This is a genomic window from Sinorhizobium mexicanum, from assembly GCF_013488225.1.
GTDB lineage: Bacteria > Pseudomonadota > Alphaproteobacteria > Rhizobiales > Rhizobiaceae > Sinorhizobium > Sinorhizobium mexicanum.
The window spans coordinates 2573440-2596654 of the sequence record NZ_CP041238.1; the positions used below are offsets into that span (position 1 = coordinate 2573440).

Below are 23215 nucleotides of genomic sequence, written 5' to 3' on the forward strand. Positions count from 1 at the left end.
TAGGGCACCGCCGAAGGCTTGAAAGGCGTAAGCCGGACGAAGGTCGGTAAAATCTCACGCTGCCGCCTCTACATCCCTCGCTCCGTTGTTCGCGTTTCCATGTCGTCATGAATGACACCATTCGTGTTGTCATGTCAACATGATTTGTGTTATGCATGTCGCTATGTTCCGGACGACGAGCGAGGAATATGTTCCGATCCATGAGCGACAAAGCTGAAAGATTGCGCGAGGCGCGCCGCAAGGCCGGCTATCGGTTTGCCTCCGATGCCGCCAACGCGCTTGGCGTCATCGCCTCGACCTATCGCGCCCACGAAAACGGCCAGAACGACTTCGAGCTCGCCGAGGCCAAGTTCTACGGCCGCCGCTTCGATGTCGATCCGTACTGGCTGCTGGAAGGCGACCGGCGGACGGGCGACCGCGCCGCGCCCGCGGGGACCACGGGGGTCGAAGACCCGAACGGTACCGTTCTCGCCCCGCTCGTCGGCCAGGGCAAAAAGATCCCCGTCTTCGGCCAGGCCGTCGGCGGGGTGGATGGTGAATTCCTGATGAATGGCAATGTGTTGTACGAAGTCATGGCGCCGCCGATCCTCTCGGACATTTCCGACGCCTATGCGGTCTCGGTTTCCGGCGATTCCATGTCTCCGCGCTACGAGGACGGCGAGATCTGCTTCGTCGACCCCAGACGCCCGGTGAGGCGCGGCGACTACGTGATCGCGCAGATCCGGCTCGAAGAAAACGGCGCGCCGCTTGCCTACGTCAAGAAGTTCGTCCGCCACAACACCGCCGAGCTGGTGCTCGAGCAGTTCAACCCGCCCAAGGAACTCCGCTTCGACGCCAACACCGTTCACTCGGTCCACTACATCGCGCTCGCCGGCAATGCGTGAGCGGGAGTTGGTGCGCGGCTGGGCTGCTCGGTCGCCTTCGCTCCAGCCACGGCGCCTTGGATATCAACTCCCGCACTCGGCCGTCATCCTCGGGCTTGGCCCGAGGCACCGTCATCCTCGGGCTTGACGCAAGGCACAGTCATCCTCGGGCTTGACCCGAGGATCCAAACACAGGCAGCCGATGGTGCCCCGTGAACCAAGTACGGTCGCTCGATTCTAGATCCTCGGGTCAAGCCCGAGGATGACGGAACAAGGGGAAAAGCCCGTCACCTCATCAAGCCAGTTGAGCGGCAGATAGCCGAACAATGCGCGCCTCATTCCGGTGCCCCTCACCAGCGCGCCCAAGTCCTTGGACACAAGAGACTTCCGGTTCCACACCCTCACCGGACAAGCAAGCCGTCGGCGGCGCGCAGTCTCCATGCCCCCTCTCCCCGAATCCCATCAAACCCGAACCATGTCGCCAACACCAAAACAACACGATACGTGTTGACATGTTCCGTGTCGCATGAAATGTCGTTCCCAACACGAACAACACGACCGATGCCCGGCAGACCGGCCCATCGGAGACCGGGAGAGCGCGCGGCCGCATGTCCATCCTCACGATAAAATCCGGCCTGCACGGCCATATCGACGAACTGTTTGCCGCCGATCTCCGCCGGTCGAGTGACGCCGAGAACCAGCAGGCGCTGAAGACATTTGTGGCGAGCGTCTATTCGAGCCTCGCCTCGCTCGCCTGGCATCTCGGCGCCGATGGCAAAGTGTTCCAGCGCGAGGCCCTGCCCGCCTCCGAGCTCACCGACGACGCCTTCTTCGCCCTCAACCGCGAACGCGAATTTTCAGGCGGCGGCACCGGCCGCGACCAGCGCCTCGTCGGCACCCACAATCACCGCCAGCAATTCTAAATTCTTTGATGCCGCAAGTCCGGACGGAAAACCGCTTCACACTTTTCCTGACTTGCTTTGGAACCTCCCCAATGCGCGCCGAAACCTACGCCGTCGTCAACCTCGCCGCCTTGAACCTGATCGAGGCGATGAGCGCCGCCTATTACGCGACCGAGGCCGAGGCCGCCGCGCGGCATGCCTTTCGTGCGAGGGAAATGTTGAAGAAGATCGCCGCCGCGCTTGAACTGGAACATCGGCATGCGACCGTCGAGGCGGCACGCGGCGCCGAAATGGGCGAGGCGACAGGGAGCGAGGCGACAGGAGGCGAGGCAAGAGCGGGCGAAGCGAAGGCCGGCACCGCACCTCTTCGAGCGGCAAGGCCCACCTCCCCTTGCCTGACGCTCGTATCGGACCACTCGGCCGGGCCCGCAAGCCTGGCTGAACAGTAGCCGGCTCAAGAGCAGGCGAGCGGCCAAGCACTGCTGGCACCTGTGCGTGCCTGAAAGGACACGGTCGGCGCTCCCGGGCGCTTCCGCAAAGAAGCCCGCCACCCTTCGCGGCTTCGCACTTGATCCGTATCAAGGCGCAAGCCTGCGCGAGGGCCTAACGCTTCCTTCGTGGATGGTATCCGGGCGGTTCCCGGCAATGGCCGTCCGGAGCTGCCCGCTGCAAGAAACACGCAGCAATTGAACGTGCTACAGTATCCTTCGCGCGGCCTCACAAGACCCGCGGCGCTGTCGTTCAGGAGGAAGTCATGTTCGTCAGGGAAATGACCGAGCAGGAATGCATCGCGCTCGTCGCCTCGGGGCGGCTCGGCCGGCTCGCCTGCTGCCGGGACGGCCGGCCCTATATCGTTCCGATCCACTATGCGCTCACCGGCCGATGCCTCTACGGCTTCTCGATGCTAGGGCAGAAGGTCGAGTGGATGCGCGACAACCCATTGGTCTGCGTCCAGATCGACGAGCTTGTGAGCCATGACCAATGGAAGAGCGTCATCCTCTCGGGCCGCTACCAGGAATTGCCGGATACCGATCAATGGCGCCGCGAGCGCCTGCATGCCTGGTCGCTGCTCGAAAAACACGTCAACTGGTGGGAGCCCGGCGGCCTGAAGCCCGGCCCGCAGGAGATCGCCGATTCCGCCCCGCCCGTCTTCTATTGCATCGACATCGACGAGATCACCGGTCGCGCGGCGATGCCGGGCGATCCGACATGACGAAAAAGGCTTGCAGAGCCCTTGCACCCTCCGGGTGGCGACACCAGCACCCTACGCGATGGCGATGATCTCGAGCTCCTGATCGCCGACGCTCACGACGTCGCCGACGGCCCTGCCCCTCAGAATCCTTGCCACCGGGGAAACATAGGAAATCGACCCGGCCTTGGGATCGGCTTCGTCCTCGCCGACGATCCGATAGGTCTGCACGCGCCCGTCGTCACGGCTGAAGGTGACCGTGCTGCCAAAGGCAACCGTTTCGGTCGATGTCGGGTCGGGAACAAGCTCAGCCGTGCGAACGCGCTCCGCAAAGTAGCGCAGGTCACGCAAGGGGCTTGCGGCCTGCCGCCGTCGTTCGTTCACGTCCTCGATCGCGCTCGTCGCATCACAGGCCTCGCGCGCCTGCCGGAGCTGCATTTCGAGCGCCTTCAACCCCGCTTCCGTGACCAGGTTCGGATGGGGTGAAATCGGTCGATCGGGCAGCAGGGTTTCCGCAGCCGTTTCGGCACTCTCTTCCTTGACGAAGGCAACGCTCAAGATCGGACTCCATTCAGACGCGGTGGGCTCTTGCGGGGCATGGGGCAAAGCCCCTGTTCTAGCACCACGGTTGCGGCGACGATCGTCCACCGCTCGGCGGACGGCGCCAATCAACCTTATACGATGTTTCCGACGGTCAGCGCGACTGGAATAACGCGTCCCTGGACAAGGCAGTGCAGTGCCGAGCCTTGTCTGCGCCCGATGGTCGATGTCGCATTGCGCCAGAGCGGAAGTTTGCGGCTGGCTGATCGATGACCGCTGTCGACCCAAAGCAGCCACTCGTTCCGGCGAGCCGACCGTCTGCAATGGGTGGAAATGCGATCCTCTCCAACATAGACGCTCTGGAGCGCCAACAGCAGCTACCAAACGTCCCTACAAAGGTAACGCAGATCAAGTGAGCACCCCCCCGGCTGGGCCACTGCAGTCGAGGCGGATGGTGAGATCGAGGGCACTGCGGTGGCCTCCCTGTAAACCAACGGTTTGCTGCGAGTGCAGCCGCTCACGACGGCAAAGACGAGAGATCGCGGCATCGGACGGCAGCGAGCGTGTTAACGATCGCATCTCTCGAGCTTACCCATAACGACATCTGTCCTCGGAAAGCAAAATTCGCCGAATAGGAAACTCCCTCGGCGCGCTAGAACCGCGCCACGAGGCCGAGAATTGGACCCTGCTGCACGACGTCGAATACGAATCCGTCATTGCTGTAGTCCACCCCGAGGGCACGGTAGCCGGCCACTGCCGAAACCGTGTCGCTGAACCGATAGCCGATCGCGGCGGCGACGTCCCAGTCAAGATCGGCCTGCCCGGCGCCGATCAGGCCCCATCCAGTCAGATAGATTTCCGGCGTCAACGAATAGGTGCCGCGAAATCCGGCCAATCCATCCACCCACGTGGCGTCGTCCTTCCTGGAAACCCCATCGAGAAGGCCGCCGCTGAAGGAAAGCTCGCTTTCGACCGACCACACGCGTAGACCGCCGACGATATCAATCCGCGCGGAACTGTCTTCAAAGAGGGCGTAGCCGACGCCGAGCAACCCGGCGAAGGTTTCGGACGAAAGTTCGACGTCGTCCGCGAGGATACCCCTCGGCGTTCCATCTTGGCCTGATATCTTCGTGTACATCGCGTCGCCGAAGATGCTGTAGGGTCCGTAGCGGGCCTCGCCGATGGCCATGGCGCCGAAATCGAGATGATCGAAGATATCGCTGAAGCTCGCGTCGACATGGGATTCCGGCAATGCGAATTGTGCTACGTCTCCGGACAGGCCCGCCGCCCAGAAATAGGGCGCGAATGAAAACGTCCAGCCGCTGTCCGTGGTCGTCTGCTGAACCTCAGGGGTCATTGGAGAATAGATATCTGCCGCCCAGGCACCTCCGGCGATAAGACAGCTACCGATAGACGCCAGCGTTCGAATGATGCACGAGCCCATTGTTCCCCCTGATTTTCGATCACTCGATGACCCTGGCTTCGCCAAGTCGAACGAGTCAACGTGGACGAATGTTCGCAAGCAAGCTGTCTTTCGCCCGAAGCACAAGCTATCGGAGTATTAGCTGAAAATCAAAAGACATCTCTGCCTTAAATCAGGGACATTCCCGTGACGCTTCGGCTGAAAGGCGGACGCGAGCAAAGCCCGCTGAACCATCCGAGTGGGCTATTGTCGTTGGGTATTAAATCTGCAACAACTAGCCGCAATACTACTCTGCATATCCATGCAGCTCGCATTGCAATTCACCGCAGGTTCCGCCGAGGGAAGGATGCATACGATGTGCCGGATGAACAGACGACCATTCTTGCTTTCTTCAACAATCCTCGTTTTTGCCGCTACGTCCGTCGTCGCGCAGGAGCGCCACGCCTTTTTCGGGCAGACCCACCAGCACACGAGTTGGTCGCTGGATGCTTACATCATCGGCAACACGGTCACTGGGCCGGAGGAGGCCTACCAATACTCGATGGGGCGGACCATCAAGCATCCTGCGGGCTACGACGTGCAGATCAAGACGCCCCTCGATTTCCAAGGCGTTACGGATCATTCCGAGTATGTCGGCGTCGTCCGACTTGCCAACGATCCGACCTCGTCGATCAGCAAGCTTCCCGTTGCCGCGAAGCTGAAGGTCACCAAAGACAACGGCCCGATGAAAATCTTCCAATGGATGGCTGGAAGTATCGCCAGCGGTAAACCCATCCCGGAACTGCTGGACCCAAAGCTCACCGGTTCGGTGTGGAGTCAGAACACTGCCATTGCCGACAAGTACAATAAGCCGGGGCAATTCACGACCTTCTGTTCGTACGAGTGGACGTCGATGCCCAATAATCAGAACATGCACCGCAATGTTTTCTTCAAGGATTGTTCCAAATTACCGGAGGCTCCGTTCTCCGCGATTGAGTCCGACCACCCGGAGGACCTTTGGAACTGGATGGACGGCCAGCGCAAGGCGGGGAACGATGTGCTCGCCATTTCGCACAATGCCAACCTGTCCAACGGCATCATGTTTCCGACCGATGTGGACAGCAAGGGCAATCCGTTGGATGCGGCCTGGGCACAGCAGCGCATGACCAACGAGCCTCTGACCGAGATCAAACAGGTGAAGGGCGTCTCAGAAACCCACCCCGATCTCTCGCCCAATGACGAATTCGCCAATTACGAGATCATGAATTACCTCATCGGCCTCGACAACAGCACCTCGAAACTACACGGGAGCTATACGCGAGAAGCCTATGAAAACGGCCTGGCGATGCAGGCGACGCGTGGGTACAACCCGTACAAATTCGGTGTGGTTGGCGCAGGCGACTCGCACAACACCGTGACCGCCTACTCGCAATCGAACTTTTTCGGCGCTCATGGTCTGGTCGATGCCACGCCGGAAGCTCGTCTTGCGGGTAAGGTGGCGTCCGGCATGAACATCCTGCAGACCGGAACCTCGGGTCTGACGGTCGTCTGGGCGGAGGAGAACACCCGCGAGTCGATCTTCGCCGCGATGCAGCGCAAGGAAGTCTATGGCACGAGTGGCGTGCGTATCCAGGCACGCATGTTCGGCGGATGGGATTATGACAAGGGACTTCTGGCGGATGCCGACTGGCCGAAGACTGCCTACGCCAGTGGCGTGCCGATGGGCGGCGATCTACCGGCGGCCGAGGGCAAGGTTCCCTCCTTCGTCGTCGCGGCGGTCAAAGACCCGGCGGACGGAAATCTCGACCGGATACAGATCATCAAGGGATGGACCAAACACGGCCAGGTTTTCGAGAAGGTTTTCGACGTCGCCTGGTCCGGCACTCGCCAGCCCGATCCTGCGAGCGGCAAGCTGCCTCCTGTCGGCAGCACCGTCGACATCACCAAGGCAACCTACACCAACGACATCGGTTCGGTGGAACTCAAGGCGGTCTGGACGGACCCGGAGTTCGATCCCAGCCTGCACGCTTTCTATTACGCACGCGTGCTGCAGATTCCGACGCCGCGCTGGAGCACCTACGATGCCGTGAAGCTCGGTATCCTGCCGCCGAGCAATGCGCCCGCCACCGTGCAGGAACGCGCCTGGACGACGCCGATCTGGTACACGCCGACGCCAGGGCAGATCGCAAAGGGTGCACGTGGCCTGATGGTTGCCGATCTGACCAAATCTGGATCCACGGCCCTGACCGACGATCAACTGAAACAACTCATCGTCGGCAAGGCTTTCAGAGTTCGCAACACGGTGACGGACGAGAACTTCCAGGTCTTGTTCGGTGACGATGGACAGCGCATCGTGACGCAGCTCAACGACGGCCCGCCCAAAGCAGACGACCTGCTGCAGGTCATGCACACGCCCATCTCGGGATCGACGGCGGCCTATGAAATCCGTGACGGTCACATCGTCACGACGATCGACGGGACACCGTTCGAACTGACCGTCTATAGCTCCGGCGACAAATACATCGCCGCTCGCAGCAATGAGTTCGGCTACGCGAACTACGAGGTGCAGGCCGTGGTGCAGTGAGGAAGGCGTCGGGGAGACGGCTACCATGAAACTGTTTCCGATTGCACCTGAACCCTCGACCGAACCAGTCGACGACATGGTGAACAGCAAGTGGCAAAACGTTCTCCGCGAGCCGCTGCTGCACTTCCTCGTTGTTGGTTGCGTACTATTCGGCGGCTACCACTTCCTCAATCCCGGACAGGAAGAGGCGGCTGAAGCGCAAGAGATCGTGTTGACCAAGGACGATGTGCGGCAACTGGCGATTAGCTGGCTGGCGCAGGGACGGTCGGCTCCCACGCCCGAGCAGATTATTGGCTTGGCGGAGCAAAAGGTCACCCAGGAAATCCTCTTCCGCGAAGCCGTAGCCCTTGGGCTCGACCGGGACGACGAGGTGGTGAAACGCAGGCTCGCCCAGAAGATGGACTTCCTTGCCGCCGATGTGGCGACATTGCAGGAGCCGACCACCGAGCAACTGAAGACCTGGTTCAGTGTCAATTCGGGGCGATTCGCGCTGCCTGCGCATGCAAGCTTCCGGCATCTGTATTTCTCGCCCGACAAGCACGGCAAGGCAGCCCGCGTGGCTGCGGATGCCGCACTTGCGAGAATCGGCGGACGGCCGCCGGAGGAAGCTGCCGCCGTCGGCGACCCCTTCATGTTCCAGAGCCATTACCGGAACGCCACCCCCGAACAGATGGCGAAGGAGTTCGGGCCAGCGTTCTCCGAGGCGCTGTTTCAGCTCACGCCCGGCAAGTGGGAGGGACCTATCCAATCCGGATATGGATGGCATCTCGTCTGGGTCGACGCCATGGAGCCCGGCCGCGTTCCGGCATTCACGGAGGTTATTCCCAGCGTCAAGGCCGGGTGGATCGAAGACCAATATCGCGAGATAAGACGCATTGCGTTGGATGAGATGCGGTCCCGATATGTCGTCACCGTTCCTGAGATCGACGCCACCGACCTCCGAGACCTGCGGGTGCCCGCTGGAGCCGGCGCTCAGTTCGAAGTGCCCACACAATGAGCCTACGAATCCTGTTGCCAGCGACGCTTTGGCATTTGCTTGGCTGCCTCGCCCTAGCCGTTTTTGCGTCGACGTTGAACGCTGCTGCCCACGAGATACGGCCCGCCTACCTGCAGATCGATGAGACCGCCCCAGGCCGTTACACGGTCACATGGCGCACCCCCATCTTCTCCGGAATGCGCCTTCCGGTTGTTCTGCGATTTCCGGAGGGCGTACGCAACGTGACGGCTCCGGCAGTCCGCGACCTTCCGGATTCGCTTGTCGAAACGCGTCTGATCGAGACAGTCGATGGAAGTCTTTCCGACAAACGGATCGAGTTTGTCGGACTGGAAGCGACGATCACCAACGTCCTGGTGCGCGTGCATTCGCTTGAGGGCCTGGTCACCACCGAGATGGTCCACCCGTCCCAGCCCTGGGTCGAGATTGCTGCTCGCCCTGAACGTCTCGATGTCGCCAGGACTTTCATTGCCCATGGCATAGAGCACATCCTGTTCGGCTACGATCATTTGCTGTTCGTGCTGGCGTTGATCCTGATCGCGCGCGACTGGCGCGCACTGCTGTTGACGGTCACCGCATTTACCCTTGCCCATTCCATCACGCTCACGCTGGCGACACTGGGATTCGTCAACGTCCCCGGTCCCCCCGTCGAAGCGGCGATCGCCTTTAGCATCCTGCTGCTTGCATGCGAGATCATTCGCATCGACCGCGGTCAGCCCAGTTTGACGGCGCGACGGCCATGGCTGGTCGCCTTTGCCTTCGGACTGTTGCACGGGTTGGGGTTTGCCGGTGCGCTGGCGGATCTGGCGCTTCCCAAGAGCGATATCCCCTTCACCCTGCTGTTCTTCAACGTCGGCGTCGAGCTCGGGCAACTATTGTTCATCGCGGCGGTGATCGCGATTGTCGCAGCCCTGAGGTTGGCCTTGCAGTCGATCCTGGACGGTCGCGCGGCATATCTCGCCTCAACTTACGCGGTCGGCGCGATGGCATCGTTCTGGTTCATCGAGCGCGTGGCAGCATTTTGAAGCGGCAGACGCGGCATAAACCAATGGCCAGTATCAAGGAGGAACAACGCCATGCAGTTCAAACTGGAATCTTTGGGTTTGGCGATCACGCTTGCGCTGGTGGTGATCGGGGGCGCATCGGCACAGGAACAGCAGAATGCCATCAGGGCTCCGGCGACGAAGACGATTGGATCGGCAAAGCCCCAGGTTGAGCCGTCATTGATCGTACTCAATTCGAAGGGAGCAAGCATGAAGGACGGTAAACTCGTCCTGACCGGGGTATCGCCCAATTCAATCGTTTTCGCCGACCGGCCGGTGCGGGCGGCGGGCCACGTGCTCACCGCACACCTCATCGAAGAATGGGGTTCCGGCAAGGACAGTTTTGCGGCCGATCCTCCCAATGCGACCGTGTCCGTACTCAGCAAGGACGGTGGTGACGTTGTTGACGCAGTCGTCACATTGGATGCGCCGAAGATGGAAGGGGACGAGCTGACTTTCAACGTCAATGTGCTGGAAGGCAGCCTCGAGGGCGGCGACGGGCCGGCATCGACCTTCATCGACATCATCGGCATGCCGCTCACCCCGCGTTCCTTCGCGGGCGTTGCCCGCCGAACCGCAGTCCGGGGGGCCTGGTATGGCGGCGCTGTCGCCGGAGCGGCCATGGCGGCTCCGTATTATGGGCGGCCAGCCTGCGGTTATTATCCCTATCCGCCCTGCTACTGATCGGACTCATTGAGGGGAGAGAACAACCAGAGCCAGTTGACGTCGGGTGGAAAAGAGCTGGCACGTTACAAAGATAGCACTGCGTCCGGCACCAATTGGAGCTATCTGCGCGCACTCGATTCCATGAAACCGGGGGAGAAGAAATATGCCGCTATCTGCCATATTGGATGAACGGCGCGCGGAAGGGGAAACAGAGACTCCCGGCTTGAAAATTGCTCTTCCGTCTGGAGGCTCAGCGCATCTGTCATCTACGGCGTTCCGGGCGCGGCGTGGAACAATGCGATAATCGGCCGCGCCACGTGGCTGGCGAGCCTTCGTCATGAAAAGTGGCCACTGGAGGTCGCATTCTACCAGGCCGACACCCCGCAGGTCTGGGACTAGCGGCTCATGATGCTGCTCGACGATCCTGGAAGGTTCAACGCGATGTTTTCGATTTCCCGCTTCCACGTGAGGTGCCTTGGAATGCGGCTGCGAATGTCGTCTCATCCAATCGCTCTGTCTGAAACCGGACAGGAGCACACGGCCCAAACACGACATCTGATGATCGATTTGCCGAGGGCGGCTGATGGCGCATCGTGCCCATTCAGCTCCCGTCGTCTAACTTCCGCATACCACCCAATGCGGACCTCAGCATCCTGACGTGCGACGTCCGCTTCGGGCCAACAGCGGGAGACCTGTTTACAGCTCAATGTCATAATCGAGCCAACAACGACCTGACCCGGCAGGTCGCTTTGGGAGCGGAAACAATGGCAAAACACAGGATTTATACGACGAGCTTTGCAAGCGTTTACCCCCACTACATCGCGAAGGCAGAGAAAAAGGGGCGGACCAAAGCGGAGGTCGATCAGGTCATCTCATGGTTGACCGGCTATGGTCCGAAAGAGTTCGAAGCTCAACTGGCCAGGAAAACCGACTTCGAGACGTTTTTTGCAGACGCTCCGAAAATGAATCCCTCGCGGGCCTTGATCAAGGGCGTTGTCTGCGGTGTCCGCGTCGAGGACATAGAGGAGCCGACCATGCGGGAGATTCGCTACCTGGACAAGCTGATCGATGAACTGGCGCGGGGCAAGGCGATGGACAAGATCCTGCGCGAGAATTGACGCGCCCGCCAGGACGGTAAACTGCCGCCCGGAATTGTCGCTGTCATTTCGTCTGCAGGTTGCGGGCAATCTGCACCAGGGCAACATCGGTCGCATCCGCCCTCCCTGGTCGTTTTTGGTTTCCTGCTTCCAGCCAGAACTCGCTCATTACGCACAGAATCTGCTCGTCCGTCTGCACCACGCCGGCGGCATTGAAGTCCTCGCGAACCTTCCTGAGCACGTCCGCGCGTTCAACGTCGAGCGTACCCTCGGCAAGTTCATCCGAATATGCCTTGGCGCTTTCGCCGACGAGCCCCAGTTTTTCCGCCGCCCACATGCCAAGGAGCTTGTTGCGGCGTACCATTCTCAGCAGATCCCCGTGGTGGCCGTTCATGGGAAACCTTCCCCCTCCGCGTCTTTCGGCATCCTGAGGCCGGACCCTCGCCGCACAGGAACGCGTCCCTCAACATGGCATCCTCCACGTTTGGCATCGCGTTCTCTCTGTTGCATTCCTTAAATCGTACCCCGGTTGGAGGCGGTCGATGACTACAGAGTCAGGACAAGCAAAACCAGAAACGCGATGGGTATCGCGACCAACAAGGTGAGCAACAGTTCTGTGCCGACATTTTCCCAATAGCGCCGGCGCCAATATTTGTCAGGACGCCGCATCTGCGTGTCCTCCATCTCTCAATGCATTTTACCGCGATCTCGACTGGAAATCACCGACATGGAGATCACCAGCGAGCGGGAGTGACGTGTCCTTGGACAAGGACAGTGGTAGCTCCATGACCCGGCGGTGGAGGTGCCCGCGGTCATCATTTCTTCTCAGCGGGAATGCATGGCAGTGCGACTGAGAATGCTCCAGAAAGGACGTTTTATTTCCACCAGCGGCCGACCGCGATCACCGGCCTTGAGACCGTCCCGAATCAAGGCAGCCAGATCCTTTTGAACCGCCGGGTCGGACAAGAAATAGCTATGCCCCGCAAAGCCCGAAATGCCCTTGTATTCGATAAAGTCGGCGATGCCCGACATCTGCGAATTCTTCCACAGCGCGCTCGAGCCCGCCTCTTTGGAGTCGATGCTCGCGCTGGTCAGACGCCCCAGTCGAACAACGCTTCCGAACAGCCCGCTCGAAATGGCAAGCGCCTGGTCGTTGGGGGACGAATACACGGTCAGATGCAGCGCACCTATGCGCGGCAAGAGGCCGTAGGGGCTTGCGGCCTGCCGCCGTCGTTCGTTCACGTCCTCGATCACGCTCGTCGCATCATAGGCCTCGCGCGCCTGCCGGAGCTGCATTTCGAGCGCCTTCAACCCCGCTTCCGTGACCAGGTTCGGATGGGGTGAAATCGGTCGATCGGGCAGCAGGGTTTCCGCAGCCGTTTCGGCACTTTCTTCCTTGACGAAGGCAACGCTCAAGATCGGACTCCATTCAGACGCGGCGGCTCTTGCAGGGCATGGGGACAGCCCCTGTTGTATTCCGATCGCGCTGACCGTCGGAAACATCGTATAACGCGGCCCTTGGCAAGGGTAGTGCCGGGCGTTGTCTCCGCGCGATGGTCGATGTGCTCATTGCGCCGCAGGCGGACGCACGGTTTGAGAGACGTTAATAGAGGTCCGGCTTGCGTCAAACTCGCCGTCCAATCATCACCTCGCGAAGTGCTGCCGTCCTCGACTTTGGCCATGCGGAGCCGCAACGCCGTACTGGACAGCGGACCGTTTACTGATTTCACGAAGTACAATAGGCTGACGGCCAGAGGGGAACGCAATGACAAGCGCAACGGACATCCTTGATGCCGTCGTCATCGGTGCCGGCTGGGCGGGGCTAGGTGTCAGTCATGCGCTGATGCAGCGCGGCTTGCGTCATAGAGTGCTGGAGCGAGATCGCATAGGGGAGACCTGGCGGACCCAGCGCTGGGACTCATTTCGGCTGAATACCGCGAACATCCAAACGGTCATGCCCGGGGATAGCTATGTCGGCGCCGATCCCGACGGCGCAATGACCAGCGGCGAGTTTGTTGCGATGTTGGAGGACTATGCACGCCGTCATGCCCTCCCGGTGGAAACCGGTACGCCGGTGACCGACCTCGTTGCGAGCGACGGCCTGTACCGGCTTACCCTTCCGCGCGGTTCCCTGTGTGCGAGAAACGTGGTGATCGCCAGCAGTAACCAGAACTGCCCGGTGCGCCCATCCTTCTCCGCCTTGTTGCCGCCCGAAATACGGCAGATCGACGCATCAGCCTACCGCAACGCATCCGGTCTCGACAGTGGAGCGGTGTTGGTGGTCGGTAGTGCCCAGTCGGGCGGCCAAATCGCCGAGGACTTGGCCCAGGCGGGGCGAACCGTGTTTCTCGCAACGAGCCGGGTCGGCCGGCTGCCCCGAACCTATCGAGGTCGTCACATCAGTATCTGGCTGGTTCTTAGCGGACTGATAGACGTGACGCGCAAGGAAATACTTGAACAGGGCCCAATCCCAGGAAGGCCGCTGCAAGGAGCGCTCCATACGATCAGCCTGCAGTCCCTCAGTGCGCAAGGCGTCGTCGTATTGGGTCGGCTCACGGGCGTCGACGACGGCCGCCTGTCATTCAGCGACGAAGCGGAAGCGCATGTTCGGCATGCTGACGAGGGCTCCGCCAGAGTTCGAAGCCAGATCGACGATTATATCGCGCGCAACGGGATCGATGCCCCTGAGGCTGAGCCCGACCCGGCGGAGACGATTGAAGCGCGTCTGCCCAATCCACCGATCCGATCAATTGATCTCGCGGCGCGGGGGATCACAACGGTGATCTGGTGCACCGGGTTCAGGGGGGATTTCGGGTGGGTGCGCGTTCCCAATGTGCTCGATGCAGAAGGCCAGCCATTGCACGAGAACGGGTTCGCAAGCGTCCCGGGTGTGTATTTTGCCGGCCTGCCTTTTGCAATCACCCGGCGGTCGGGCACAATATTGGCCATTGCGGAGGAAGCAGCCCTGTTGGCCGACGATATCCGGCGTCGGTCGGTAAGGACCGCCTCCGACGTCCGGACGCAGTGATCCCGACCGCAGACGAATTTCATCCGGTGGGAGCGGAAACAATGGCAAAACACAGGATTTATACGACGAGCTTTGCAAGCGTTTACCCCCACTACGTCGCCAAGGCAGAGAAAAAAGGGCGGACCAAGGCGGAGGTCGATCAGGTCATCTCGTGGTTGACCGGCTATGGTCCGAAGGAGTTCGAAGCTCAACTGGCCAGGAAAACTGACTTTGAAACGTTTTTTGCAGACGCTCCGAAAATGAATCCCTCGCGGGCCTTGATCAAGGGCGTCGTCTGCGGTGTCCGCGTCGAGGACATAGAGGAGCCGACCATGCGGGAGATTCGCTACCTGGACAAGCTGATCGATGAACTGGCGCGGGGCAAGGCGATGGACAAGATCCTGCGCGAGAATTGACGCGCCCGCCAATCTCCGTTCGCGTGACGTTCTCGCAGGGGACGCGGGCGCCCGCTTGGTGGAGACGACGCCCGCTACAGAGTCAGGACAAGGAGGACCAGGAACGCGATGGGTATGGCGACCAACACGGTGAGAAGCACCTCCGCGCCAACATTTTCCCAATAGCGCCGGCTCCAATGTCTGCGAGGACGCCGCATCTCCGTGCCCTCCACTCTTCAGCTCATTCTACTGCGATCTCGACTGGAATTCACCGGCGTGGAGATCACCGAGGAACCGGGTGGCTGCTGCGCTGGAGGTGCTTGTAATCGTCGTTCTTCTCAGCTCATTTCACTGTTTCATTGAAACAGTGAAATGATCTAACTCTTTGAAACTACGCAATTCCGGACGGAAAACCGTTACACACTTTTCCTGGAATTGCTCTAGCGGGAATGCATGGCAGTGCGACTGAGAATGCTCCAGAAAGGACGTTTTATTTCCACCAGCGGCCGACCGCGATCACCGGCCTTGAGACCGTCCCGAATCAAGGCAGCCAGATCCTTTTGAACCGCCGGGTCGGACAAGAAATAGCTATGCCCCGCAAAGCCCGAAATGCCCTTGTATTCGATAAAGTCGGCGATGCCCGACATCTGCGAATTCTTCCACAGCGCGCTCGAGCCCGCCTCCTTGGAGTCGATGCTCGCGCTGGTCAGACGCCCCAGTCGAACAACGCTTCCGAACAGCCCGCTCGAAATGGCAAGCGCCTGGTCGTTGGGGGACGAATACACGGTCAGATGCAGCGCACCTATGCGCGGCAAGAGGCCGTAGGGCGTTGCCTTTGCTCCGTAGGGCGTATCGGGATCGGATATGAAGCCGAACAATTTTGTCGTGGCAACATCCAGATCGATGTCAGGAGCGAACAGCACGGCATTGGCGATTTTGTAGCGCTCGGCCGGCGAAGACCGCGCGGCATAGGCCTCCATTCCAAGTTGCCCAAGGGCGGACAACAGAACGTCTGCGCCGCGGCTGTGCGCGATGAAGTGGAGGCGTCTGACACCCTTGGTCGCTGAAATGATGCGAACCGCCTTCTTGACATCCGCTACCGCGAACTCGCCGGACTCGCGGTCGATATTATAACCGTAGAAAGCGCCGCCGGTGCCGCCCGCCGGCCATGAAAGCGACACGCACACAAACTCCCTAGAAAGGGCGTTGCATATCTTGCCGGTGGCCTTGGCGGCATCGTCGAAACTGTTGGCATAACCATGAATGAAGATGACCACTTCCTTGCGCTTCGCGGTCGCAAGCCGCCGGGCCACCTCGCCCTGCAGCCCCGCGACGGCTCGCGTGTGGGCATCTACGGTTGCGCGCGCCCGACGGGGCCCCTCAGGCGTGAGTTCGATCGGGTACGGCGATTGCGGAAATTGGCCGAGCTTGGTCGTATGTGAAACACGCAGCGAGCCGTCATGCTGTCCCGTTGCCCCACCGTGGAAACGCGACCGCTCCGGAACAAGCGTAACGGAACCGAAGCTCAGCGAATGACCCCGAACCGCGCTGTAGGCGGGTTCGCCATTGGCGGAAGCGGTAGGCGCTCGATCAGTGACGTAAAGGATATCGAGGGGACTATCGTCTTTGACACTGGAAGCAGCGGCCTTTGGCTGAGCCCCCAGGTCGCCGACCAGGTCCTTTTCACTCAGGCAGGCAGAGAGGACGAGAATGCACGGGAGCAATAAAAAAGTCAGGATTATTCGCAACAGCCGACCGAACGGGCAATATTTCTTCAGCTTTATTTTGAAAAGTATCTCCATGTTTATGACAACACAACATCCTACCTATGGAGAATAACAATTCATTTATGCGGCAGAAATTTAGTATACACAAAGGAGAGATATCACCTATACATTGGTTTAGCTCGCATCGAGTGTTCCATCCATGGGCGCGATGTCACTCCGTCCCCCCTGCTCCCTGCAGCGCCGCGTCCAATCGAACGCCACAGTACGCCACAGCAAGCCCTACTGCTGCCTCGTCGATTGCGGTGCAGTAAGCTTCGCCCCACCCTCATCCCTGTGCTTGTCACAGGAATCCTGTCAGCCCAAGTCCTTGGGCTGAAAGGACTCTTCCGCGCCGCGGACGCGGCGCTGCTGGATCCCTGTGACGAGCACAGGGATGAGGGCGAAGAAGGCGTCCGAGCAAACCCAGCACGCTGCTGTCGTGTACTATGATCGGACGCCCGCGGTTCGCTCCAGCATTTTGAATCGCGCATGATTTTGTCCTTAGATCGATTCCGATTTACGGAATCATGCAGCAGGCGCAAGCTGGCCACATGATCGTGCTATTTACGGATTTCGGCCTCAGCGGACCCTATACGGGGCAGATGAAGGCGGTGCTGCACCGGGAAGCGCCGGGCATTCCCGTCATCGATCTCTTCGCCGATGCACCGGCCACCAATCCGGCAGCGTCGGCCTATCTGCTGGCGGCCTATGCCGTGTGGTTTCCGGCCGACGCGGTCTTTCTCTGCGTCGTCGATCCGGGCGTCGGCGGCAAGCGGCCGGCCGTGGTCGTGGAGGCCGATCAGCGGTGGTATGTCGGCCCGGGAAACGGCCTGTTCGAACTGGTCCAGCGGCGCGCTCGCAAGACGCGCTCGTGGGAGATCGACTGGAGGCCTGAGCAACTGTCGGCCAGCTTCCACGGGCGCGACCTGTTCGCGCCGGTGGCCGCAAAGCTGGCGCGCGGCGAGCCGCCGCCCGGCCGGCCGCGCGACGATGTCGGCCGGCGGCCGGACTGGCCGGACGACCTTGCCGAGATCGTCTATCTTGATCACTACGGCAATGCCATGACCGCGCTCCGGGCGGCCATGCTGCCGCCCGGAGCGAAACTTGTGGCGGCCGGCCGAACGCTGGAGCGGGCGAGAACGTTCAGCGACCGCTTGTCGGGCAGCGCGTTCTGGTACGAGAATTCGAACGGGCTTGCCGAGATCGCGGTCAACCAGGGACGCGCGGACCGGGAGCTTGGCCTCGCGGTCGGCAGCCCCGTCGAAATCGCCTCTCCAGAAAGGAGGAACTCATGACCGAGAATATCGCCAAGAAGTCCTGCACACCCTGCCGCGGCGGCATACCGCCGCTGACCAGGGACGAAGCCGCCGGCTTTCTTTCACAGACACCAGGCTGGGATCTCCTGGACGACGGGCACCTGATCCGCCGCAAGTTCAAATTCGGTGATTTCAAACAGGCGCTGGCCTTCGTCGACGAGGTCGGCCGGCTGGCGGAGGAGGAAGGCCATCACCCCGACGTCTGCTTCGGCTGGGGCCATGCGGAGGTCTCGCTGTGGACCCACAAGATCAACGGCCTGCACGAGAACGATTTCATCATGGCGGCGAAGATCAACGAGTTGCAGAAGGCATCCTGAATTTCAGGTGAGGCCTGCCAGCGCCGTTTCGGAAATTGCTGCAGCGTCCGTTGCGCGTCCGACAAGACAGTGCGGCGACGCAGGGATGAAACATGCAGCGACCTTTGCGCGCCTGATCATAGCACGCGGCAGCAGGGTGCTGCGCCCTGTCGGTACGGGACAACTCTCCCCCTCCCTCATTCCTGTGACGAGCACAGGAATGAGGGAGGAGAACCGTGCCCCCAAGCCGCCGTTGCCACCACTGAACGTCACAGTCTAAGTTTGGGTGTCAGAAATTGATTGGCAACCTTCTCAAGGAGGAAACTGATGGCCAGGCTTGTCGTCCTTTACAGAATGCCCAAGGACACCGCGGCTTTCGACCGGTACTACCGCTCCACCCACATTCCATTGGCCAAGAAGCTGCCCGGTCTCAGAAAGTACGAAATCAGCAGTGGCGGGATTTCGACCCCCGGCGGCGCGGCCGACCTCCATCTTGTCGCCACGCTTCATTTCGATTCGATAGCCGACATCCAGAGCGCGTTCGCCTCGCCGGAGGGTCAGGCTGCGGCCGGCGATCTGGCGAACTTCGCAGATGGCGGCGTCGATCTTTATCTCTTTGATACCGAAGAGGTTTGATTCATTTGCACGACGGACGGGGCGCCTACAGCGCCGCGCGTCTTATCAGACGCGCAAAGGTCGCTGTGGCACTTTGAATTGCTGCATGTCTTTGTCCTTAAGCCGAGGTCGATTTAAGGAGACATGCAGTAGGAGCCCGCGAACCGGTATCGGTCAGCTTTCGGTTGGTCGCCGACCGACAGTCGCTGCCGGTCGGCCCCTCCGAAGCGGCCTCGCTTATCGCTTCTCCGTGTCCTGCTTGCGCATCGCCGCCTCGCCGGCGTCCGACACCTCGACCCATTTCCTGTCGGGCGCGGCATCGGCGACGTAGCTGTCGTGCCAGTTCCACCACTTGTATGTCGGGGTCTGGGGATAGCCGTCGGGCGAGTCCTCCCAGACCTCCTGCCGGCCGAGCGGCGTGATGTCGAGGTAGTTCCAGGTGCTGCCCATCTGCTCGTCGCCACGGTTGTTGACGAAATAGGTGCGGAAGATGCGCTTGCCGTCACGGTAGAACACGTTGGTGCCGTGCCATTCGTCCACGCCGAAGTCGGCGTCGAAGCTGTCGGTGATGGTGAACCACGGCATCTCCCAGCCCATCCGCGCCTTCAGCCGCGCGATTTCCGCCTGTGGCGCGCGCGAGACAAAAACGAGCGTCGTGTCGCGGGCGTTGAGGTGAGCGACGTGGGCCACCTGGTCGGCGACCAGGGAGCAGCCGCGACAGGCGTGCTCGGGCCAGCCGAACACGCCCGGCTCGTAGAAGGCGCGGTAGACGATCAACTGGTGCCGGCCGTCGAAAAGGTCGGCGAGGCTGACCTTGCCGTCAGGCCCCTCGAACACGTAATCCTTCGTCACGGCCATCCACGGCATGCGCCGGCGCTCGGCGGCAAGCGCATCGCGCGCGCGGGTCTGGGCCTTTTCCTTGACAAGCAGCTTCTGCCGGGCCGCCTCCCACGCCTCGGGCGATACGACCGCTGGCGTGTGCATGGCAGGCTGTGCGTCTCTCCGTCCGTTTTCCGCTGGCGTAGTCATCGCTCTTGAACCTCCTGATCTTGGGGCGACATGTGGGCAACATCGCCCGTCGTTGTCCGTAGGGACAGTCTGGCTCCGGATCGCGAAGGGTGCGAGTAACAAGTGTGTCGCCATTTTGTTGGCGCCGAATTGCAACTGCGGCGCGTGTATCGGCGGCCCCCGGCACCGGTAATACGGCTTTGCCGGGCTTGTCATCGCGCGTTCCGGCCATACCTTTATTAACGCACACAACCGGAAGAACGGCGCGTGTGACACACTGATTAATATTTTTAATAGCCAGCGCCCCGCACGAGAACGCATCATCTGGCCGTCCGCGGGAATATTCAGGGCCCCGCTGATGTCATAGCGCTGTCGCGCCAACGGAGGAAGATGCGCTATGCCGATCCGACCCCACATTCCCTTGCACGATGTCGACATGCTCAGCGCGGTATTCGAGGAGTTACTGGAGGATCATCAGATACTCCGCGCCAGCACCGTGGCGGAGGGCACCCTCACACGCCTGATTTTCAACTACGACCTCGGCATTCGCGATCCGGCGCTATTGAAAATGCTCACCGTGCCCTTCCTGCGGCAGCGCCTGTCAGGAACGCAGTGATCGCAACAGGGACCGCCTCGATCTGCCCTGTCCAAAATCCAGGCAGGACCGGGATACCTCTGCGCTCTCCGCCGCACCGCCTGAATGACCGATGCACAGGACGCCGGGAGTTGTTTCATTGAAACGGCGAAATGACCTACAGCGCCGTGCGTCCTTCAGGACGCACAAAGGACGCTGTAAGTCTTTGAATCTACGCATCGTGCTTTGCGAAAATCGATTCCGATTTTCGGACCGATGCGCTAGCTCTTTGAAACTACGCAATTCCGGACGGAAAACCGTTACACACTTTTCCTGGAATTGCTCTAATTCGACGGTTCCTTTCCCGTTACCGCCTTCATTTCCCCGATGAGCCGGTCGCGCTCGACGAGGTAGAAGGCAAGGTTCATTTCGAACGTGAACAGCAACTGCCGAGCGATCCTGGTGTCGCTGCCGAGTCGCTCCAGTTTCAAGATGATTTCCCGCTGGATCAGCACGTGACGGGCGCCCTCGGCGATCCGCCTTTCCGCTGCGTCCAGGCGTCGATTGACGTACATCAGCCGCCACCACACGATCAGGAAAATCCCAAGCGGCCATTAACGCACAAATCACGAGAAAAGTCGCGCTGACTATTGGGATGATGAGAACATATTGAGCGCGTCGCCGGGCGATGGGCGGGGAAAAAACAACCGAAGCCGAATGCGGCGCTGCAGGCGCACCGCTGAAGGGAAATTCCTGGAAGCAAGCACATCCCGCACAAGCGGGGTCCCGCGCGCTTTTCTGCGGAAAGGGGCCCCCGCTCTAAATCACTTCTGAAATAAATTTAGGTTTGTGTCGGTGCATGCCGCCCGGCACCCTCCCAAAGATTGCGAAGTATCGTCCTCCGACACCCCGTGGTCCATGGACTTTAGTCCCAGCGCGATGGGACAAAGGTCCCATATTCGATTTTGGCATGAACTTGCAGGAAGAGCCCGCCAGGAGGGGCGAACGACGGACTCCTGTCGATGATCGCAGCGCCGCGCGTCTTATCGTACGCTCAAGGGACGCTGCACTCCTTCGGTTTGCTGCATGTTCTTGTCCTTGGATCGGCTAGGATTCGAGGAAACATGCAGGAGAGGTCGGCCGAATGATCGGCCGAACGCGGCGCTTCAGATCAGCTCGTTAGTTGAGGATCTGAACGACGGTGCGCGACCTCGGATCGACAATCACCCGCTGATCGTTGACGACAGCCACCGAGTATTCCGGAGTGTCCGGAATGGGGGTCAGCGCCACCGTCTGCGGAAGAGGCTTGCCAACGACGATCCGTTCCTGAACGACGACGGAAGGCGGCGGGGGCATTTGTTCGACCAGGGTAACCACCTTCGGCGGCGGCGGTGCAAGCGCGCCGCCAAGTGCGCCGCCGACAACTGCGCCGACGCCAGCGCCGACCGGCCCGCCGATAATGGCGCCCGTGGCCGCGCCACCGACGATACCCGTGGCGGTACTGCGATTACCGTTGTTGTTGTTCTGAGCGATCGCGGGGCCGCCAAGCAGGGCAGCTGCCGCAGCGATGAGTATAAGTTTTCTCATTGGTCATCTCCTTCGTTGGATGAAGGGTCAACGACCTCCCGGGAAAACTGTTCCAGCCGCAGGACTTAAGTCCCACAGGCAAAGCCAAAGGTCCTAGGACGGTTGCGGGCCCTGCGCCTGAAACATATTGTGACAACAGAGCGCCGACGACACCACTAGTCCCCGACACCGCTGTTGGCGCGAAAAGGTCCCAGAGCCACCGCGATTGTCCCTTCTAACCGCTCTGGGACCCTCTTTTCACAGGACAGCGCCGCGCGCCGTGTCAGGCGCCACAGGACACGCCAGTGGCCTTGGTGAGGCCGCAGACGTTGAGAGGTTGCAGTCACGAGCCTGTCACAACCGATGCAAAAGTGATAGTTTCGCGGCCGCTCACCCTACAGGAGTGCCCTCCAGTTACAGGAGCGAGAGAGATGTGCGCAGGCGCGATGCTCGATGATGCTGCGACGGGGCCCTTCTGGACGCCGCCATTGCCTGTCGACCGGGACAAGCTCACCCCATCGATCCTGCGCGAACTCGACCAGCGAGGCGAGCGCCAGGCCTTCAAGGGTTACGTGCTGCAAATCTACGACGCGCCCGACGGCAGGCCGTCCGGCGTGTTCGAAATCGCCTTCTGCCCGAAGACCGGGATGGCATGCGCAGTCTACGAATCCGAAGCGCCGGAGGAGCCCGACACGACGCGGCGCGTCGTAATGACGGAGCCTCACTGGCTTGCCGCCGCCACGCCCCGGGATGCCGCCGGCACTTTCTTCCAGTTGCTCGTGGACACCGCCCCGGAAGCCTGAGCAGGACCAGCGCCGGCGATTTGTCGACATGCTATCGCACGGACAAAGGACGCTGCAGAGCGCACTGTATGCCGGCGGGCCTCTATCAGCCGCGGCATTCATTCGCGCCGCTTGCGCACGGCCAGACCTATCTCTGCAAGCGTTCCGAGCGCGACAGCGAACATGATCCAGTAAAGCCCTTCATCCAGGCCCTCGCTCAACGACGAAACCGTCGTGAACCGCGACACCAAATCCGGATCCAGATACCCCGTCGAGATGACCAGCCCCAGCACGATCTGCCAGACCCCGGCCACAAGCGTCACGATTGCCACAAGGCGAGCAGCGTATGAAAACACCGTTCCACCTCCTCCCTGTTGTCGGGGAAGACTATCTGAAAGGTGCAGGAAAGACGATGACGAGGGCACCGGCCGTCAAGGGACCAGACCCTGCCCCACACCGTCGAGAGATGTCGCGCGGCGCCGCGCCGATCCGGAATTGCCTGATTTCCCGGAATTGCTTGATTTCAGAGAGTCAGATCATTTCAACACCGAGCGTCGCCAGCGACCCGGCGTCTCTCCAACGTGCTGGGAAAAAACGCGGTTGAAATGGC

The 23215-nt window shown here is 60.8% G+C and carries 25 protein-coding genes and 1 pseudogene; 16 read left to right on the plus strand and 10 right to left on the minus strand.

What is annotated here, in order from left to right:
- The first annotated feature begins 200 nt into the window (after nt 1-200).
- The gene (locus tag FKV68_RS12170; RefSeq protein ID WP_180938093.1) at nt 201-884 is read left to right on the plus strand and encodes a LexA family transcriptional regulator; all 684 of its coding nucleotides are present in this window, start codon (nt 201-203) and stop codon (nt 882-884) included.
- Between the two features lie 216 nt (nt 885-1100).
- On the opposite strand, the gene FKV68_RS12175 is transcribed toward FKV68_RS12170, so the two are convergent.
- Nucleotides 1101-1241 carry a hypothetical protein gene (locus tag FKV68_RS12175; RefSeq protein WP_180938094.1) on the minus strand — a complete coding sequence of 47 codons (141 nt, stop codon included), beginning with the start codon at nt 1239-1241 and terminating at the stop codon, nt 1101-1103.
- Between the two features lie 230 nt (nt 1242-1471).
- On the opposite strand from FKV68_RS12175, the gene FKV68_RS12180 reads away from it, so the two are divergent.
- The 3 genes from FKV68_RS12180 to FKV68_RS12190 all read left to right on the plus strand — a co-directional run bounded on the left by FKV68_RS12180 (nt 1472) and on the right by FKV68_RS12190 (nt 2978).
- Nucleotides 1472-1786, plus strand: coding sequence for a hypothetical protein (locus tag FKV68_RS12180; protein ID WP_180938095.1), 315 nt, complete (start codon nt 1472-1474; stop codon nt 1784-1786).
- A gap of 71 nt (nt 1787-1857) precedes the next feature.
- Entirely contained in the window at nt 1858-2214 is a 357-nt protein-coding gene (locus FKV68_RS12185) for a hypothetical protein (protein WP_180941588.1), read from the plus strand.
- A 305-nt stretch (nt 2215-2519) separates the two neighbouring features.
- Nucleotides 2520-2978, plus strand: coding sequence for a pyridoxamine 5'-phosphate oxidase family protein (locus tag FKV68_RS12190; protein WP_180938096.1), 459 nt, complete (start codon nt 2520-2522; stop codon nt 2976-2978).
- Between the two features lie 51 nt (nt 2979-3029).
- On the opposite strand, the gene greA is transcribed toward FKV68_RS12190, so the two are convergent.
- Together greA and FKV68_RS12200 are read right to left on the minus strand one after the other, a co-directional pair.
- Nucleotides 3030-3512 carry a transcription elongation factor GreA gene (greA, locus tag FKV68_RS12195; RefSeq protein ID WP_180938097.1) on the minus strand — a complete coding sequence of 161 codons (483 nt, stop codon included), beginning with the start codon at nt 3510-3512 and terminating at the stop codon, nt 3030-3032.
- Between the two features lie 634 nt (nt 3513-4146).
- Complete coding sequence (locus tag FKV68_RS12200; protein ID WP_180938098.1) at nt 4147-4938, minus strand: hypothetical protein; 792 nt, start codon at nt 4936-4938, stop codon at nt 4147-4149.
- Nucleotides 4939-5272: 334 nt separating this feature from the next.
- Between FKV68_RS12200 and FKV68_RS12205 the strand changes: the two genes are divergently transcribed.
- From FKV68_RS12205 to FKV68_RS12225, 5 genes are all read left to right on the plus strand, one after another.
- On the plus strand, nt 5273-7480 hold the full coding sequence (locus FKV68_RS12205; protein ID WP_180938099.1) for a DUF3604 domain-containing protein: 2208 nt from the start codon (nt 5273-5275) through the stop codon (nt 7478-7480).
- A 25-nt stretch (nt 7481-7505) separates the two neighbouring features.
- Nucleotides 7506-8477 (plus strand): peptidyl-prolyl cis-trans isomerase, encoded by a 972-nt coding sequence (locus FKV68_RS12210; protein ID WP_180938100.1) that lies wholly within the window; start codon nt 7506-7508, stop codon nt 8475-8477.
- Entirely contained in the window at nt 8474-9499 is a 1026-nt protein-coding gene (locus FKV68_RS12215; protein WP_180938101.1) for a HupE/UreJ family protein, read from the plus strand. Before FKV68_RS12210 ends, FKV68_RS12215 begins: the two co-directional genes overlap by 4 nt.
- A gap of 51 nt (nt 9500-9550) precedes the next feature.
- Complete coding sequence (locus tag FKV68_RS12220) at nt 9551-10201, plus strand: hypothetical protein (RefSeq protein WP_180938102.1); 651 nt, start codon at nt 9551-9553, stop codon at nt 10199-10201.
- 746 nt (nt 10202-10947) lie between these two features.
- A complete protein-coding gene (locus FKV68_RS12225; protein ID WP_180941477.1) occupies nt 10948-11301 on the plus strand; it encodes a DUF2200 domain-containing protein in 354 nt (117 codons plus the stop codon).
- 43 nt (nt 11302-11344) lie between these two features.
- Here the strand turns inward: FKV68_RS12225 and FKV68_RS12230 are convergent, their stop codons facing one another.
- Nucleotides 11345-11674: an ATPase inhibitor subunit zeta gene (locus FKV68_RS12230; protein WP_245181202.1), complete on the minus strand. Its 330-nt coding sequence runs from the start codon at nt 11672-11674 to the stop codon at nt 11345-11347.
- Nucleotides 11675-12225: 551 nt separating this feature from the next.
- Nucleotides 12226-12696: pseudogene (locus tag FKV68_RS12235) on the minus strand (alpha/beta hydrolase); the annotation flags it as partial.
- A 349-nt stretch (nt 12697-13045) separates the two neighbouring features.
- Here FKV68_RS12235 and FKV68_RS12245 point away from each other — a divergent pair.
- Both FKV68_RS12245 and FKV68_RS12250 read left to right on the plus strand, forming a co-directional pair.
- Nucleotides 13046-14308: a flavin-containing monooxygenase gene (locus FKV68_RS12245; RefSeq protein ID WP_180938103.1), complete on the plus strand. Its 1263-nt coding sequence runs from the start codon at nt 13046-13048 to the stop codon at nt 14306-14308.
- Nucleotides 14309-14349: 41 nt separating this feature from the next.
- Nucleotides 14350-14703 carry a DUF2200 domain-containing protein gene (locus FKV68_RS12250; protein WP_180938104.1) on the plus strand — a complete coding sequence of 118 codons (354 nt, stop codon included), beginning with the start codon at nt 14350-14352 and terminating at the stop codon, nt 14701-14703.
- A gap of 419 nt (nt 14704-15122) precedes the next feature.
- Here the strand turns inward: FKV68_RS12250 and FKV68_RS12255 are convergent, their stop codons facing one another.
- The gene (locus tag FKV68_RS12255) at nt 15123-16484 is read right to left on the minus strand and encodes an alpha/beta hydrolase (protein WP_180938105.1); all 1362 of its coding nucleotides are present in this window, start codon (nt 16482-16484) and stop codon (nt 15123-15125) included.
- A gap of 491 nt (nt 16485-16975) precedes the next feature.
- On the opposite strand from FKV68_RS12255, the gene FKV68_RS12260 reads away from it, so the two are divergent.
- The 3 genes from FKV68_RS12260 (at nt 16976) to FKV68_RS12270 (ending at nt 18696) form a co-directional block, all read left to right on the plus strand.
- Nucleotides 16976-17743 (plus strand): SAM hydrolase/SAM-dependent halogenase family protein, encoded by a 768-nt coding sequence (locus FKV68_RS12260; protein WP_209647199.1) that lies wholly within the window; start codon nt 16976-16978, stop codon nt 17741-17743.
- The gene (locus FKV68_RS12265) at nt 17740-18081 is read left to right on the plus strand and encodes a 4a-hydroxytetrahydrobiopterin dehydratase (protein ID WP_180938106.1); all 342 of its coding nucleotides are present in this window, start codon (nt 17740-17742) and stop codon (nt 18079-18081) included. Before FKV68_RS12260 ends, FKV68_RS12265 begins: the two co-directional genes overlap by 4 nt.
- A gap of 306 nt (nt 18082-18387) precedes the next feature.
- A complete protein-coding gene (locus FKV68_RS12270) occupies nt 18388-18696 on the plus strand; it encodes an EthD family reductase (RefSeq protein ID WP_180938107.1) in 309 nt (102 codons plus the stop codon).
- 216 nt (nt 18697-18912) lie between these two features.
- Here FKV68_RS12270 and FKV68_RS12275 read toward each other — a convergent pair whose 3' ends face one another.
- Nucleotides 18913-19704, minus strand: coding sequence for a DUF899 domain-containing protein (locus tag FKV68_RS12275; RefSeq protein ID WP_180938108.1), 792 nt, complete (start codon nt 19702-19704; stop codon nt 18913-18915).
- A 376-nt stretch (nt 19705-20080) separates the two neighbouring features.
- Here FKV68_RS12275 and FKV68_RS12280 point away from each other — a divergent pair, with 376 nt between their 5' ends.
- Entirely contained in the window at nt 20081-20299 is a 219-nt protein-coding gene (locus tag FKV68_RS12280; protein ID WP_180938109.1) for a hypothetical protein, read from the plus strand.
- A 302-nt stretch (nt 20300-20601) separates the two neighbouring features.
- Here FKV68_RS12280 and FKV68_RS12285 read toward each other — a convergent pair whose 3' ends face one another.
- Together FKV68_RS12285 and FKV68_RS12290 are read right to left on the minus strand one after the other, a co-directional pair.
- The gene (locus FKV68_RS12285) at nt 20602-20832 is read right to left on the minus strand and encodes a hypothetical protein (RefSeq protein ID WP_180938110.1); all 231 of its coding nucleotides are present in this window, start codon (nt 20830-20832) and stop codon (nt 20602-20604) included.
- 604 nt (nt 20833-21436) lie between these two features.
- Nucleotides 21437-21844 (minus strand): DUF1236 domain-containing protein, encoded by a 408-nt coding sequence (locus tag FKV68_RS12290; RefSeq protein ID WP_180938111.1) that lies wholly within the window; start codon nt 21842-21844, stop codon nt 21437-21439.
- Nucleotides 21845-22254: 410 nt separating this feature from the next.
- Between FKV68_RS12290 and FKV68_RS12295 the strand changes: the two genes are divergently transcribed.
- Nucleotides 22255-22626 (plus strand): hypothetical protein, encoded by a 372-nt coding sequence (locus FKV68_RS12295; protein ID WP_180938112.1) that lies wholly within the window; start codon nt 22255-22257, stop codon nt 22624-22626.
- A gap of 98 nt (nt 22627-22724) precedes the next feature.
- On the opposite strand, the gene FKV68_RS12300 is transcribed toward FKV68_RS12295, so the two are convergent.
- Nucleotides 22725-22961 carry a hypothetical protein gene (locus tag FKV68_RS12300; RefSeq protein ID WP_180938113.1) on the minus strand — a complete coding sequence of 79 codons (237 nt, stop codon included), beginning with the start codon at nt 22959-22961 and terminating at the stop codon, nt 22725-22727.
- Nucleotides 22962-23215: the final 254 nt, after the last annotated feature.

Coding starts and splice junctions, on each gene's coding strand:
- FKV68_RS12270 (WP_180938107.1), top strand. CDS start 18,388: ATGGCCAGGCTTGTCGTCCTTTACAGAATGCCCAAGGACACCGCGGCT.
- FKV68_RS12260 (WP_209647199.1), top strand. CDS start 16,976: ATGCAGCAGGCGCAAGCTGGCCACATGATCGTGCTATTTACGGATTTC.
- FKV68_RS12180 (WP_180938095.1), top strand. CDS start 1,472: ATGTCCATCCTCACGATAAAATCCGGCCTGCACGGCCATATCGACGAA.
- FKV68_RS12170 (WP_180938093.1), top strand. CDS start 201: ATGAGCGACAAAGCTGAAAGATTGCGCGAGGCGCGCCGCAAGGCCGGC.
- FKV68_RS12185 (WP_180941588.1), top strand. CDS start 1,858: ATGCGCGCCGAAACCTACGCCGTCGTCAACCTCGCCGCCTTGAACCTG.
- FKV68_RS12265 (WP_180938106.1), top strand. CDS start 17,740: ATGACCGAGAATATCGCCAAGAAGTCCTGCACACCCTGCCGCGGCGGC.
- FKV68_RS12190 (WP_180938096.1), top strand. CDS start 2,520: ATGTTCGTCAGGGAAATGACCGAGCAGGAATGCATCGCGCTCGTCGCC.
- FKV68_RS12285 (WP_180938110.1), bottom strand. CDS start 20,832: ATGTACGTCAATCGACGCCTGGACGCAGCGGAAAGGCGGATCGCCGAG.
- FKV68_RS12275 (WP_180938108.1), bottom strand. CDS start 19,704: ATGACTACGCCAGCGGAAAACGGACGGAGAGACGCACAGCCTGCCATG.
- FKV68_RS12225 (WP_180941477.1), top strand. CDS start 10,948: ATGGCAAAACACAGGATTTATACGACGAGCTTTGCAAGCGTTTACCCC.
- FKV68_RS12210 (WP_180938100.1), top strand. CDS start 7,506: ATGAAACTGTTTCCGATTGCACCTGAACCCTCGACCGAACCAGTCGAC.
- FKV68_RS12295 (WP_180938112.1), top strand. CDS start 22,255: ATGTGCGCAGGCGCGATGCTCGATGATGCTGCGACGGGGCCCTTCTGG.
- FKV68_RS12250 (WP_180938104.1), top strand. CDS start 14,350: ATGGCAAAACACAGGATTTATACGACGAGCTTTGCAAGCGTTTACCCC.
- FKV68_RS12245 (WP_180938103.1), top strand. CDS start 13,046: ATGACAAGCGCAACGGACATCCTTGATGCCGTCGTCATCGGTGCCGGC.
- FKV68_RS12255 (WP_180938105.1), bottom strand. CDS start 16,484: ATGGAGATACTTTTCAAAATAAAGCTGAAGAAATATTGCCCGTTCGGT.
- FKV68_RS12220 (WP_180938102.1), top strand. CDS start 9,551: ATGCAGTTCAAACTGGAATCTTTGGGTTTGGCGATCACGCTTGCGCTG.
- FKV68_RS12290 (WP_180938111.1), bottom strand. CDS start 21,844: ATGAGAAAACTTATACTCATCGCTGCGGCAGCTGCCCTGCTTGGCGGC.
- FKV68_RS12280 (WP_180938109.1), top strand. CDS start 20,081: ATGCCGATCCGACCCCACATTCCCTTGCACGATGTCGACATGCTCAGC.
- FKV68_RS12230 (WP_245181202.1), bottom strand. CDS start 11,674: ATGAACGGCCACCACGGGGATCTGCTGAGAATGGTACGCCGCAACAAG.
- FKV68_RS12205 (WP_180938099.1), top strand. CDS start 5,273: ATGTGCCGGATGAACAGACGACCATTCTTGCTTTCTTCAACAATCCTC.
- FKV68_RS12200 (WP_180938098.1), bottom strand. CDS start 4,938: ATGGGCTCGTGCATCATTCGAACGCTGGCGTCTATCGGTAGCTGTCTT.
- FKV68_RS12215 (WP_180938101.1), top strand. CDS start 8,474: ATGAGCCTACGAATCCTGTTGCCAGCGACGCTTTGGCATTTGCTTGGC.